Raw genomic sequence first — 13804 nt, forward strand, 5'->3', positions numbered from 1 at the left:
GCCCATGAACGATACCGGTCGTCCCGGGCGCGGGCGCGGAGAGGATCAGCGCGGCTCTATGCCGGCCGCCTGCACGACGTTGCGACCCGTCTCCAGCTCCTGCTTGATAAAGCTGCCGAACTCCTCCGGCGTGGAGGGCGTCACCTCGAAGCCCGCATTGTCGAAGGCCTCCCGCACCTTTGCCTGAGCCAGATGCTTGTTGAGCGCGGTATTGAGGGTCTTCACGACCTCCGGCGGCAGACCGGCCGGTGCAGACACGCCGAACCAGCCTTCGACCACGAAGTTGGGGTAGCCCAGCTCCTTGAACGTGGGCACATCCGGCAGCAATTTGGCCCGTTCCGCGCTGGTCGCGGCGATCGGGCGGATCTTGCCGAGATGCGGCACCGCCGTATAGGCGGCGGTGACGATCAGATCGACCCGGCCGGAGATGACGTCCGGCAAGGCGAGATTGGTGGCGTTGTACGGCACGTGGGTCAGCTTGATGCCGGCTTCCTTCTGGAAAAGCTCGCCCGCGAGCTGGTGGCTGGTCGAGCCGGTGGCATAGGTCAGCCTGCCGCCCTTCTCCTTGGCGAGGGCGATGAGCTCGTCCAGCGTGTGGACCGGCAATCCGGCGCTGACGGCGATGACATAGGGCTGGCGGGCGACGAGACCGATCGGGGTGAAGTCCTTGGCCGGATCATAGGTCGCCGCCTTGTAGAGCAGCGGATTGACCGAGAAGGTGGCGCCGTTCGCCTGCAGCAGCGTGTAGCCATCCGGCGCGGCCTTCGCCCCCTGCACGGTGCCGATGATGCCGTTGGCACCGGGACGGTTCTCGACGACGAAGGGTTGGCCGAGCGCCTCCGTGAAGCCTTCCGTCACCACCCGCGAGGCGAGCTCTGCCGCGCCGCCGGCGCCGAAGGGGACGATGTACTGCACCGGACGGGAGGGATAGTCGGCCGCGTGCACGGCGCCGATGAGAAAGGCGGAGGCTGCCAGGGTCGCCAGCACCAGATGTCGCGGAAACATGGATTTCTCGTTGTTGCGGGTGGAATCGGGGGGAAAGCTCAGGCGGCTGCGGCCTCGGCACGCAGGCGCTTGCGCGGCGTCATCAGCAGGACGATGAGAACCGACAGGACGAGGAAGAGCAGGCTGAGCCAACTGGTGACGAAGACGCTCGGGTCGCCCTGGGAAATCACCATCGCGCGACGGAAATGCTCTTCGAGCATCGGCCCGAGAATGATGCCGATGATGAACGGCACCGGCTCGCAGCGCAGCCGCGCCAGCAGATAGCCGCCCACGCCGAAGCCGAGCATGAGATACAGGTCGAAGGCCCGCAGGTTGAGGCTGTAGAGTCCGAGCGCCGAGAAGACGAGGATCGCCGGGAACAGCCAGCGATACGGCACGCGGAGGATCTTCACCCACATGCCGATCAATGGCAGGTTGAGGATCAGCAGCATGAGATTGCCGATCCACATGCTGGCGATCAGCCCCCAGAACAGTTCCGGACGCTGGGCGATCATGTTCGGCCCCGGATTGACGCCGTTCATCATCAGCGCCCCGAGCAGCATGGCCATGGTGGCACTGCCGGGAATGCCCATCGTCATGGTGGGGATGAAGCCGGTCTGCGCCGCGGCGTTGTTCGCGGATTCCGCCGCGGCGACGCCTTCGATGGCGCCATGCCCGAAACGAGAGGGATCGCGGGCGATGCGGCGCTCGAAGAAATAGGCGGCGATCGAGCTGATCGTCGGACCGGTGCCCGGCAATACGCCGAACAGCGCGCCGATGCCGGTGCCGCGCAGGATGGGAAGACAGGAGGCCTTGAGGTCGGCGAGGCTTGGCCAGATGCTGCCCGTCGCGGCCACCTCACCCGGGCGGCTCTCCTTCTCGTCGAGCGTCTGCACGATCTCGGCAACGGCGAAGACGCCGATGGCGACCACCACGAAATCGATGCCTTCCATCAAATCGAGCGAGCCGAAGGTGAAGCGGCTCGCCCCTGTCATCGGGTCCATGCCGACAAGGCCGATCAGCACGCCCAGCAGCGCCATGCCGATGCCGTTGAGAACCGATCCCTGCACCAGCGTGGCGGTCGCTATTAGTGCCATGAAGATGAGCGAGGCATAGTCCGCCGGCGAGAAGTTGATCACCCATTGTTGCAGGATCGGCGCGCACAGCACGATGAGCGCCGTGCCGATGCTGCCGGCGACGAAGGAGCCGATGGCCGCGATGGCCAGCGCCACCCCTCCCCGCCCCTGTCGCGCCATCTGGTGGCCGTCGATGCAGGTCACGACCGACGACGGCTCACCGGGAAGATTGACGAGAATGGCGGCGGTCGAGCCGCCATAGGACGCACCATAATAGATGCCGGCTAGCATGATCACGCTGCTTTCCGGCGGCATGCCGAAGGTCAGCGGAATGAGCATGGCGATGGTCAGCAGTGGCCCGACGCCAGGCAATATGCCGATCAGCGTGCCGAGCGAGACGCCGATCAGGCAATAGAACAGGTTGAGCGGCGACGAGGCGACCTGGAAGCCCAGTGCCAGCGAGTGGAGGGCATCCATCACGATACGACCAGCGGGACCTGAAGCCCGAGAAGGAAATGGAAAATCGACAGGCAGATGATCTCCACCACCACGATCAGCAGCAGCGTCTCGCGCAGGGATGGAATACCGGTGGCAAACAGGCTCACCACCACCAGGCCGGCAATGGCCGCAATCAGCCCGGCCGCGGTGACAAGCACCGAGAAGACCAGCACGGCGGCCGCAATCACCAGAAGCGGCCGCCAGGCGATATGACGCAGTCCCTCGCGCTCGCTCGCACGAAAAGCCGACCCGATATTTACGAGGCCGATGAGCACGAGCAGCACGGCGACGAGCGAGGGAAAGTAGCCCGGCCCCATTTGAAGGGCCGATCCCCCCTCATAGCCTTGGGCGGTGACAAGAAAAGCCGTACCGCTCGCCGCGAAGATCGCGCCGACGATCACGGGCCTCGGGTTGCGCAGCGGACCAGCGACGAGCGACATGTGGAACTCAGAACTTCTTGAACTTGCTTATGGAATCGACCAGCGACACGCCATCTCGCACGCTCGCCTGGATCGCGGCCTCGGCTTCCCGCAAGCCCGCCGCGGCCGCCAGGATCGCCTCGGCCCGTTCGGGGGCGACCACGATGACCCCGTCGCGGTCGCCAACGACGAGATCGCCGGGCCGAATACGCACGCCGTTGAGAATGACGGGCACGTCGATGGCGACCGTCGCCAGCCTTCCGATGGAGCGGCGGGGGTTCAGGCCGGTGCCGAAGACGGGAAGGCCGATTTCCTCGGCCTCGTCGATATCGCGCAACGGTCCGTCGGTGACGGCTCCGACAACGCCGAGCAGCGCCGCCCGCAGCCCCATATTGCCGCCCCAGGTGGAGTTGCGATCAGCCCCGCCTGAGGCGAGCACGATCACCGTGCCCGGTCTGGCGGCGTCGATCGCCTTCTGCACACCCAGCGCGAGGCTCGGCTCGATCTCGGCCTGCGTCGCGTTCACCGGCAGGACGATGCGCTGGATCGTATAGGCCCGGCCAATCAACCGGCGGCCGACGATCGGCTTCACGTCGTCGATCAGCGTGTTGGGCAGGCGCAGATTGTCCAGCGCGTCGGAAATGACCGCGACGGAGATGTCGGCAAAGGCTTCGACAAGTGCGTCGGGCCCGGCGGGCGATGCGGGGGCAGCCATGTGGTCGGCCTCTCAATAATAGACGACGCCGGGCTGGCCACCGCCGACGGCGATGGCGTCGCCATTGATGGCCGCACTGCGCGGCGAGGCAAGGAAGGTGATGACATCGGCGACTTCGCTCGCATCGACGATGCGGCCGATGGAGTTCTTGAATTTCGTGCGCTCCAGTTCGGCGACGTCCACGCCTTGCAGGTCGGCCTGCGCCTGCAGGCGCTGGCGCAGGGTCTCGGTGCGCGTGGTCCCGGGATGAACGACCGTGACGTTGACGCCATGCGGCCCCAGTTCATCGGCGAGATTCTTGGTCAGGGCGGACACGCTGACATTGCGGATCGTCCGCACGATGGACTGCGCCTGCCGGGCGCCGAGGCCGCTGATGTTGATGATGCGTCCCCAACCCTGCTTGACGAGATGCGGCGCCACGGCGCGGGCGGTGCGGAGATAGCCGACCACCTTGATGTTCACATCGTCCCAGAACACTTGGTCGGACGTATCCGCCAGCCGCTGATAGCCGCGCCCGACCTGCTGGTTCGATGCGCTGTTGACGAGAATGTCGATCCCGCCCAGCTCCTCCACCGCACGCGCGACCAGCGCCTGTACGGACGCGTCGTCTCCGGTATCGGTCGCGATGGCCACGACCCGGCGTCCGCTGCGCGCCGCGACATCGGCGGCGGCGGCTTTGGCGACGTCCTGGTTGCGGGAGGCTATGACGATATCGACGCCTTCGGCCGCCAGCGCATGTGCGGCGGCGAGCCCCAGCCCCTTGCTGCCACCGGTGATGATGGCGCGCTTGCCGGTCAATTGGAGGTCCATTGGATCATTCCTGCTGTCGATCGGGATTGGGGGGCGCTCACGCGCGGGACGAACGGCCTTCAACCGGGTGGCTGGGGTCGGTGAAACCGTGCGTCGAGGGATGGCCGGCCAGCACCAGCCCATCGATCAGTTGCTCGTCTTCGCGCGAGAACGGGTATTCGAGGGCGCGGGCGTAGCTCTGCCATTGCTCAAGCGTGCGCGGACCGGCGATGGCCGACACGACGACGGGATTGTTGAGCACCCAGGCAAGGGCCAGGTCGGCGGCATTGAACCCCTTGGACTCGGCCTGGAGCTTCACCTGCTGGGCAATGCGCAGGGATTCCGGCCGGAACTCCACCTCGTGGATCCGCTTGTCCTCGCGGCCGGCACGGCTTTCGGCCGGCGGCGGCGCGTCGGCGGCGTATTTGCCCGTGAGGACGCCCCGCGCCAGCGGGCTGTAGGGCACCACGCCTAGCCCGTAATAGCGCGCGGCCGGCAGTTCCTCCTGCTCGGCCGAGCGGTTGACGAGATTGTACAAGGGCTGGCTGGCGATGGGCCGATCGATGCCGTTGGCATCGGCGAGGCGCGCGACTTCCGCAATCCGCCAGCCCCTGAAGTTCGACACGCCATAGTAGCGGATCTTGCCCGCCGAGATCAGGTCGCCCAGCGCGCGTACGGATTCTTCCAGCGGGGAATCAAAGATGGCACGGTGGAAGTAGATGAGGTCGATATAGTCGGTGCCCAACCGCTTGAGACTCGCCTCGACCGCCTGCACAATCCACTTGCGGGAGATTCCTCCCTCATTGGGACCCTCGCCGATCTTGCTGCCGAATTTGGTCGCCACCACCCAGCGGTCGCGATCGCCCGCAATGTGCCGGCCGACGATCTCCTCCGAGCGCCCCTTGCCATAGCTGTTGGCGGTATCGATGAAATTGACGCCGCTGGCGCGGGCGGACGCGATGATCTCGCCCGCCACGGCCTCGTCGGTCGCCGTGCCGAACATCATGGCGCCAAGGCAGAGCGGCGAGACTTTCACGCCACTCCGCCCGAGATAACGATACGTCATAAAGCAAGGCTCCTGGGGATTGCCGCGTGCGTCGCGCCGGCAAGAGGGAAGGTCAGGCCACGGCCTGGTCGGCCGGAACGTCGGCAAAGGTGCGAAGCCCGGCTTGCGCCAGGAGCGGCAGCACGCGGCGGCCGAAATGGTCGAGATCGGGCTCGAAATCGAAGAAGCTCACCTGGATGCCGTCGCACCCCGCCTGTCGCAGCCGCAAGATGCCTTCCGCCACCTGCTCGGGTGAGCCGATGAGCTGGACGTTGCCGCCGACGATGCGTTGCTCCAGCGTGTGCTTAGCCCATGACTTGGTGTCGCCGCGGGCCAGCGAGCGCTGCGCCGCCTCAACGTCGCCATGGGCGAGAATGGCGTCATAGGCGGCGCGCGCCTCACGCTCGGTGTCCTGGCAGATGATGAGCGGGTTGATGATGGGACGCACCCGGCGCCCCTGCGCGGCGGCCTGTGCATGGATCGCCCCGGTCAGCGCCGGCAGGGCCGCCACCGCCGCGTCGATCTCCGCGCCGCCAGGGCTGGTGATGAACATCAGGTCAGCGTGCCGGGCGGCATAGGCGATGCTCGCCGGCGAGGTGCCGGCCGTCACGAGAATGGGACGCCCGTCCACCGGACGCGGCGTGATGTAGGCATCGGCGGCGGACCAGAAGCGGCCGGCGCGGTTCAGATTCTCGTCGCGCAGCCAGAGCGCCTCCAGGAATTCGGTGAACTCGCCCAGCATGTCGTAGCGCAGGTCGTGCTCGATCTCCTGCTTGCCGAAGATGCCCCATTCGGAGGTGCGGTGACCGGTGATGAGATTGGCGCCCCAGCGCCCGCCGGTGATGTGGTCGAGCGTGGCGCCATATTTCGCCAGCTGGACCGGATGCAGGCCATACAGCGTGTGCACGGTCGAGATGAGGGCGATGCGCTGCGTCGCGCTCGCCAGCGCAGCGGTGGTGATGAACGGATCGAGCGAGGTGCCGCGATAGGCGAGGTCGCCGCCGTAACCGTCCTTCTTCAGCCACTGGGCAAGCCCGAACACCAGATCGAAATCCAGCGTTTCCGCTCTCTGCACCAGCTTCCGGATGTAGTCGAAGCGCCACGTCGTGCTCCTCGGAAGGCTCGAAAAGCTCCATCCGCTGCTCTGGACAGGCAGGAACAGGCCGACCAGGAAGCTCCGCCGCGCCAGCCTCTCGCGCGGCGCCAGTTCGTCCGCCGTGCCTGCGGGGCCGGCGGACGCCTGTGATTGCGGATCACGGGACATGAAGCACCTTTGGACGTCATGGGAGGTCGCCGCACACGCGCCGATGCCTCGAATTAATCTATTTTTTCCATAGACTTTTAGAATCTCTGGTGTCAATAGTCCGTCACGCGTCACCAAGCACTTCAATCAGCCTGAGGCACAGATCATGTCAGACGTTCTCGCTCCCGATTCAACTATTGCGCGAAATGCGCGGGTTGTCGGGGAGACTTCGAGTGCCGTCGGGGGAACCAATTCGGGCAAATACGACGCTATTTCCGTACCGGATCTTCACAACCTTCTGACCTCCGAAAATGAAGTCGCTCTTCTGGATGTACGCGAAGAAGGAGTACATTCCACGGAAGGGCACATCTTCCTTTCGGCTTCCGCGCCGCTCAGCCGGCTGGAGGTGCGCATCGGCATTCTGGTGCCGCGCCGCGCGACGCCGGTAGTGGTGTTCGACGCCGGCGACGGCGCTCTCGCGGCCCGCGCGGCGATCCGGCTGCGCGAACTCGGCTACGCCGATGTTCGCCGGCTCGAAGGCGGCCTCGCCGCCTGGGGTCGGGCCGGGCACGAGGTGTTCACCGACATCAGCTCGGTCAGCAAGAGCTTCGGCGAATTCGTCGAACGCGAATACGGCACGCCGCACATCTCCGTCGCCGAGCTGAAGGCGAAGCTCGATGCCGGCGAGGATCTCGTGGTGCTCGACAGCCGGACATTGTCGGAGTTCGAGGAGAAGAGCATTCCCGGCGCCTTCGCCGCGCCGGGCGCCGAGTTGGTGCAGCGCGCCTTCCAGTTCGCCGACCAGCCGGAAAAGCTCATCGTGGTGAACTGCGCCGCGCGCACCCGCAGCATCATCGGCGCGCAGGCGCTGATCAATGCCGGCGTGCCCAATCGCGTCGTCTCGCTCGCCAACGGTACCATGGCCTGGCTGCTGGAGGGCCATCAGCTCGCGCATGGCGAACGGCGCGAACTGCCGACCCCGGGACCGCGCGATCTCGAGCGGGCGCAGCAATCCGTCACCACGCTGACCGAACGCTTCGGCGTGCGGCGCATCGATGGGGAAACCTATCGGCGGTTCGTCGCCGAAGCCGGCGAGCGCAGCCTCTATCGCCTCGATGTCCGGCGGCAGGAGGAATATGAGGCCGGCCATCTTCCCGGCTCGTACTCGACGCCGGGCGGGCAGCTCGTGCAGGGGCTGGACCGCTGGGTCGCGACGCGCAACGCCCGCCTGGTGCTGATCGACGGTCCCGACGCAATCCGCGCCACCATCACCGCCTCCTGGCTGATCCAGATCGGCTGGGGCGAGGTCTATGTCTATGCCGACGGCCTCGACGGCGCGTTGGAGACCGGACCGGAACCCGTATCCGTGCTGGGAACGGTGCCGGACGTCGCGACCATCGACGTCGCCGCGCTGTCGGCGCTGCTGGAGCGCGACGCGGCGACGGTGATCGACCTCGACACCAGCCGAGCCTATCGCTTCGGGCACATCCCCGGCGCCTTTTTCGCCATCCGCGCCCGCTTCGCCGACAGCTTGAAAAAGCTGGGCGGATCCGGACCCGTCGTCATCGCCGGACCGGATCGTGCGCTGGCCGCGCTGGCGGCGGCGGAAGCGGCGGCCATCATCGGCCGCCCCGTCAAGGTGCTGACGGGTGGCACCGCCGCGTGGAAGGCCGCAGGTCTTCCGCTCGAAGCCGGCGCCGCGCGGGCGCTCGACGCCATCAACGAAGACATCCGCCTCAACGCCTATCAGGCCGACACCGAGGATCGGCACGCGCTGTTCCGGGAGCACCTCGCCTGGGAAGTGCAACTCGCCGACCAGGTCGAGCGCGACGACACCACGCCCTTCCGGCGCTTTCCGCTTGCCGGCGCGCGCTTGGCGGCCACGGATGGAGGGGCGCGGTGACGGACGCCCTCGCAACGCTCGCGGAAGGCACCGGCGTCGCCCGGTCGCGGGCCCCTGCCGGCGGCCGCGTTTCGCGTTCGCCGCAGCTTCAGGATCTGAGCCCCGGCGAAGCGAGGAGCACACGCTGGCGGCAGGCCTCGCCCTGGCAACGGCGCGCCACCCGGCTGCTGGTCCCGGTTCTCATTCTCGCGGCCTGGCAGTTCGTGTCGGAAGCCGGCCTCGTCTCGACCTATGTATTGCCGCCGCCGACCGCGATCCTCGCGGCGTTTCATGAGCTGATCGTCACCGGCGAATTGCAGAGCGCCATCGTCACCTCCAGTGCCCGCGCCCTGTCCGGTCTGGTGATCGGCGGCTCGCTCGGGCTCGCCCTCGGCCTGTTCGCCGGCCTGTGGAAGCTTGGCGACGACGTGTTCGACGGGCCGATGCAGATGCTGCGCATGGTGCCGTCCATCGCGCTCATCCCGCTGTTCATCGTGTGGTTCGGCATCAACGAGACGGCGAAGATCGCGCTGATCATCACCGCCACCGCCTTCCCGATCTATCTGAACACCTATGCCGGCGTGCGCGGCATCGACAACAAGCTGATCGAGGCCGGCATCATCTTCGGGCTGGACCACAAGAAGCTGGCCCGGCGCATCATCCTGCCGACCGCGCTGCCTTCGATCCTCGTCGGGCTGCGCTATTCGGCCGGCTCGTCGCTGCTGGCGCTGGTCGCCGCCGAGCAGATCAACGCCCGCTCCGGCATCGGCTACATCCTGACCATCGCCAACCAGAACCAGCGCGTCGACATCATCATCGCCGGCATCATCGTCTACGCCCTGCTCGGGCTGGCGCTGGCCGCGTTCATGACCTTCGTCGAGCGCCTGTTCCTGCCCTGGAGGACCGACATTGTCCTCGGCTAGCCCTGCCCTTCACCCGCTCGACCCGCAGTCGGCGAGCGCCCCCACCGACACGGCCGTCCATCTGCGCGACGTGCGCCGGGTCTTCTCCGGCCGCGAGGTGCTCGGCGGCATCGACCTGTCGATCCCGCCGGGGGAATTCGTCGCGCTGCTCGGCCATTCCGGCACCGGCAAGACCACGATCCTGCGCATCCTCTCGGGCCTCGACCGCGCGGATGCCGGCACGGTGCAGGTGCCCACGGCGCGCTCCGTGGTGTTCCAGGAGCCCCGGCTCGTCCCCGCCAAGCGGGTCTGGCAGAACGTGGTCATCGGCCACGACCAGAACCGCGCGGCACGCGAGACCGCCATCGCCGCCCTGCGCGAGGTCGGACTCGGCCAGCATGTCGATGCCTGGCCCAAGACGCTGTCGGGCGGCGAAGCCCAGCGCGTGGCGCTCGCCCGCGCGCTGGCGGTGGAACCGGACCTGCTCCTTCTGGACGAGCCCTTCGCCTCGCTCGACGCGCTGACCCGCATGCGCATGCATGATCTCGTCGCCCAGCTCTGGGAGCGTCACCACCCGGCGGTGGTGCTGGTCACCCACGACGTGGACGAGGCCATCGCGCTCGCCGACCGCATCATCGTGCTGAATGCCGGACGCATCACGCTCGATGTCCGCGTGAACCTGTCCAAGCCCCGGCTGCGCACCGATGCCCGCTTCGGCACGTTGCGTCAGCGGCTGCTCGACGAATTGGGCGTCATCTCGCAGCCCGCGCGGCACGAGTGACCCGCGGCCCGCAACGGACCGCCCGCCCGGATATTTCCAAGGAACCTTCCCATGACCATCACCCGCCGCAACCTGCTGGCGACAGGCCTCTCCCTTCCTCTCGCCAGCGCGCTCCTCGCCATGCCCGGTGTCGCGGCCGCGCAGGACGCCAAGCCGAAGTCCAAGCTGATCGTCGGCACCCAGGACGCCGGCTTTCCGCACATCGCCGAAGCGTCCGGCGCCTACAGGGACGCTCCTTACGAGGTGGAATGGGCGGTGCTGCCGGGACCGGCAGCGCAGTTCCCCGCGCTCTATTCCAAGTCAGTCGACATCGGCTGGCTCGGCGACACCTCGCTCATCCTCGAGCAGGCCAAGAGCACCACGCCCTGGACACCTGACACCGCCCCGCTGCGCATCGTCGCCGGCTGGCGCAACTTCGATCCGCAATTCCGCCAGCTCGTCACCGTGGTGCGCAACAGCGCCGATGTGAAGTCGCTGGCCGATCTGCGCGGCAAGAAGTGGGCGTTCAACTATGGCGGCATCAACCACCTGCAATATGTGCTGTCGCTGGTGAAGGCCGGCCTTCAGGAGAGCGACATCGAGCCCGTTCAGCTCGGCGACGGCTTCCAGGCGGCGGCCGCCTTCAATGCCGGGCGCACCGACGTCTATTCCGGCGACTTCGTGCGGGTGAAGGACCTGGTCGACAAGGGCGAGGCGCGCATCCTGCTCAATGGCGACGATCTCGGCATCCCCGGCCTGACCGTCTACGCCACCCGCCAGGACGTTCTGCAGGATCCCGAGCGCAAGAAGCAGCTGGCCGATTTCCTCGAGCGCGGCCGCAAGCTCTGGGCCTGGTACGACGCCAATCTTCCCGTCGTAGCCAAGATCTACGTCGACAAGGTCAAGTACACGCCCGAGAAGGCGGAGGCGCAGGCCGGCCGCAACAAGAGCCAGTTCGTGCCGATCGACGCCAAGCTGCTCAAGGAGGAGCAGAACATCGCCGATGTGCTGTTCGAACGCGGCTTCATCAAGAACAAGGTCGACGTGAACGCCGGTTTCTCCGGCGACTACAACGTCTTCACCATCGGCGGCGCGGCGGCGCAGTAGCGCTGCCTTTGCCTGCCCTTTTGCCTCTGGAGTTCCAACATGTCCCTCACGCGTCGTCGCGCGTTTCACCGGCTGGGCCGGTTCGTTCTGGGTGGCGCGCTGGCGCTGGCGGTTGCCGGCACGGCCACCGCGCAGACGCCTCGCCCCCGGCTGGTGGTCGGCACCCAGGATCCCGGCTTTCCCGCGATCGTCGAAGCGTCGGGCACCCTCAAGGATGCGCCCTTCGACCTGGAATGGGCGGTGCTGGTCGGCCCCACCCCCGAACTCGCGGCGCTGCATGCCGGCTCGCTGGATGTCGCCTGGCTGGGTGATACCTCGCTGATCCTCGAACAGGCGCGCAGCCCCAAGGAGTGGACGGCCGAGACCGCGCCGTTCCGCATCGTCGCGGCGTGGCGCAACACCGACCCGGCCTATCGCAAGACGTCCGACGTCACGGCGGTGCGCAACAGCGCCAACATCAACAGCCTTGCCGATCTGCGCGGCAAGAGCTGGGCCTTCAATGTCGGCGGCGTCAACCACCTCGTCTACGCGCTCTCCGTGCTGAAGGCCGGCTTGACCGAAAAGGACGTCGAGCCGGTCATCCTCGGCGACGGCCATCAGGCCGCCGCCGCCTTCAATTCCGGGCAGGTCGACGTCTATTCCGGCGACTATGTCCGGGTGAAGGAATCGCTCGACAAGGGCGAAGCCCATGTCCTGCTCGACAGCGACGAGTTGAACATTCCCGGCCTCACCGTGTTCGCCACCCGTGGCGACGTGCTGGCCAACCCCGCCAAGAGCGCCGCGCTCGGCGATTTCCTCTCGCGCATCCGCGACACCTGGGGCTGGTATCGCCAGAACCTGCCGGTGGTGGAGACTATCTACGCCGAGAAGGTGAAGTTCACGCCCGAGAAGGCCAAGGCGCAGGCCGGCCGCAACCAGGGCGAATTCCAGCCGCTCGACGCCAAACTGCTGGGTCGTCAGCAGGAAATCGCCGACATTCTCTTCGCCAACGGCATCATCAAGAAGAAGATCGACGCCGCCGCGGGCTACACCGACCAGTTCGCCCGGCAGACCGCCCCGCGCGACTGATCCGTCACGCCTCTCGCACAGGGCCCTGCCCGCTTCAGCCAGAAAGTGTCCAAAATGCTCGATAAACCGGTTGCCGCGCAGCGGCGGGGCGAGGCCGCGGAAGAGCCTGCCGTCCACCTTATCCGCAGCGACGACGAGGCGCTGGCGATCGCCGCCGCGCTGGCGACCGATTTCGCGCAGGACGCCGGCAAGCGCGACCGCGAACGCATTCTGCCGTGGGAGGAACTCAAGCGTCTGTCGGCGTCCGGTCTGCTCGGCATCACCGTTCCCAAGGCCCATGGCGGCGCCGGCGCCTCCTATGTCACGCTCGGGCGCGTCGTCGCGCTGATCGCGGCAGCGGATCCCTCGATCGCGCAGATCCCGCAAAGCCACTTCTCGGCCGTCGACAAGCTGCGTGTCCTGGCGGAAGAGGACCTCAGGTCGTTCATTCTTGGCGAGTTCCTGCAGGGTCGCCTGTTCGGCAACGCGACCGCCGAGCCCGGCGGCAAGACAAGCAAGGAGCACAAGACGCGGTTTACCCGCCTCGGCGACCATTTCCGCATCGACGGCACCAAGGTCTATGCCACCGGTGCGCTGTTCGCCCGCTGGGTGTCGCTGACCGGCACCGACGAGGATGGCAACGACTGGAACGCCTATGTGCCGCGCGAGACGCCGGGGCTCGAGGTGGTCGACGATTGGGACGGTTTCGGCCAGCGCATCACCGCCAGCGGCACGGTGAAGCTCGACGGCGTTCTGGTCGATGCCCGTTTCGTCTATCCGCGCAGCGCCCGCGACGAGCGTATCCATACGGCGAGTGCCGTGGCGCAGTTCATTCATGTCGCCATCGATCTCGGCATCGCGAAGGCCGCGCTCGACGACACGATCCGCTTCGTCTCGACGCTCGCTCATCCCGCCCGTGGCAGCGGCATCGCCCGTGCGGCCGACGACCCCATCGCCGTGCGCGACATCGGCGAGGTGACGGTTCAATATCATGCGGCCGAAGCGCTTCAGGACCGTGCCGGCCGCCTGATCGACGAGGCCATCGTCTCCGGCAGCGAAGCGGATGCCGCAAAGTCCCTGGTGGCGGTGGCGGAGGCGAAGATCCTCACCACCGCCGTCGCGCTCACCGCCAGCAGCAAGCTGTTCGAGCTCGCCGGCACCCAGGCGACCCACGCCCGTCACAATCTCGACCGCCACTGGCGCAACGCCCGCACCCACACGCTGCATGACGGCATCCGCTGGAAATACCACGCGGTCGGCAATTTCTACCTGAACGGCCAGCTGGCCGACCCCTGGACGATGGGCCACCCCTATCGCCCCGCGCCGGCGGAGTGAGG

At 67.1% G+C, this 13804-nt stretch carries 13 protein-coding genes; 6 read left to right on the forward strand and 7 right to left on the reverse strand.

Going from position 1 to position 13804, the window contains the following annotated elements:
- Nucleotides 1–45: 45 nt before the first annotated feature.
- Genes LGR54_RS08430 through LGR54_RS08460 form a run of 7 tightly spaced genes read right to left on the reverse strand, consistent with a single transcriptional unit; the run spans nucleotide 46 to nucleotide 6790 of the window.
- Nucleotides 46–1005, reverse strand: coding sequence for a tripartite tricarboxylate transporter substrate binding protein (locus tag LGR54_RS08430; protein ID WP_230361528.1), 960 nt, complete (start codon nucleotides 1003–1005; stop codon nucleotides 46–48).
- A gap of 38 nt (nucleotides 1006–1043) precedes the next feature.
- Nucleotides 1044–2537: a tripartite tricarboxylate transporter permease gene (locus LGR54_RS08435; RefSeq protein ID WP_230361529.1), complete on the reverse strand. Its 1494-nt coding sequence runs from the start codon at nucleotides 2535–2537 to the stop codon at nucleotides 1044–1046.
- Complete coding sequence (locus tag LGR54_RS08440) at nucleotides 2537–2998, reverse strand: tripartite tricarboxylate transporter TctB family protein (protein ID WP_230361530.1); 462 nt, start codon at nucleotides 2996–2998, stop codon at nucleotides 2537–2539. Before LGR54_RS08440 ends, LGR54_RS08435 begins: the two co-directional genes overlap by 1 nt.
- 7 nt (nucleotides 2999–3005) lie before the next feature.
- A complete protein-coding gene (locus LGR54_RS08445) occupies nucleotides 3006–3692 on the reverse strand; it encodes an RraA family protein (RefSeq protein WP_230361531.1) in 687 nt (228 codons plus the stop codon).
- A gap of 12 nt (nucleotides 3693–3704) precedes the next feature.
- Nucleotides 3705–4490 carry an SDR family NAD(P)-dependent oxidoreductase gene (locus LGR54_RS08450; protein ID WP_230361532.1) on the reverse strand — a complete coding sequence of 262 codons (786 nt, stop codon included), beginning with the start codon at nucleotides 4488–4490 and terminating at the stop codon, nucleotides 3705–3707.
- Between the two features lie 49 nt (nucleotides 4491–4539).
- Complete coding sequence (locus LGR54_RS08455) at nucleotides 4540–5547, reverse strand: aldo/keto reductase (RefSeq protein WP_230361533.1); 1008 nt, start codon at nucleotides 5545–5547, stop codon at nucleotides 4540–4542.
- Between the two features lie 52 nt (nucleotides 5548–5599).
- A complete protein-coding gene (locus tag LGR54_RS08460) occupies nucleotides 5600–6790 on the reverse strand; it encodes an LLM class flavin-dependent oxidoreductase (protein ID WP_230361534.1) in 1191 nt (396 codons plus the stop codon).
- A 145-nt stretch (nucleotides 6791–6935) separates the two neighbouring features.
- Between LGR54_RS08460 and LGR54_RS08465 the strand changes: the two genes are divergently transcribed.
- From LGR54_RS08465 to LGR54_RS08490, 6 genes are read left to right on the forward strand one after another with little or no spacing between them, the layout of a single operon-like run.
- Nucleotides 6936–8672, forward strand: coding sequence for a rhodanese-like domain-containing protein (locus tag LGR54_RS08465; protein WP_230361535.1), 1737 nt, complete (start codon nucleotides 6936–6938; stop codon nucleotides 8670–8672).
- Nucleotides 8669–9574, forward strand: coding sequence for an ABC transporter permease (locus LGR54_RS08470; RefSeq protein WP_230361536.1), 906 nt, complete (start codon nucleotides 8669–8671; stop codon nucleotides 9572–9574). The genes LGR54_RS08465 and LGR54_RS08470 overlap by 4 nt, the downstream gene beginning before the upstream one ends.
- Nucleotides 9561–10334 (forward strand): ABC transporter ATP-binding protein, encoded by a 774-nt coding sequence (locus LGR54_RS08475; protein WP_230361537.1) that lies wholly within the window; start codon nucleotides 9561–9563, stop codon nucleotides 10332–10334. Before LGR54_RS08470 ends, LGR54_RS08475 begins: the two co-directional genes overlap by 14 nt.
- 51 nt (nucleotides 10335–10385) lie before the next feature.
- On the forward strand, nucleotides 10386–11420 hold the full coding sequence (locus LGR54_RS08480) for an ABC transporter substrate-binding protein (RefSeq protein WP_230361538.1): 1035 nt from the start codon (nucleotides 10386–10388) through the stop codon (nucleotides 11418–11420).
- Between the two features lie 39 nt (nucleotides 11421–11459).
- Nucleotides 11460–12488 carry an ABC transporter substrate-binding protein gene (locus LGR54_RS08485; RefSeq protein ID WP_230361539.1) on the forward strand — a complete coding sequence of 343 codons (1029 nt, stop codon included), beginning with the start codon at nucleotides 11460–11462 and terminating at the stop codon, nucleotides 12486–12488.
- 54 nt (nucleotides 12489–12542) lie between these two features.
- Entirely contained in the window at nucleotides 12543–13802 is a 1260-nt protein-coding gene (locus LGR54_RS08490; protein ID WP_230361540.1) for an SfnB family sulfur acquisition oxidoreductase, read from the forward strand.
- The last annotated feature ends 2 nt before the right edge of the window (nucleotides 13803–13804 follow it).

This window comes from Ancylobacter sp. Lp-2 (assembly GCF_020523795.1).
Classification (GTDB): domain Bacteria; phylum Pseudomonadota; class Alphaproteobacteria; order Rhizobiales; family Xanthobacteraceae; genus Ancylobacter.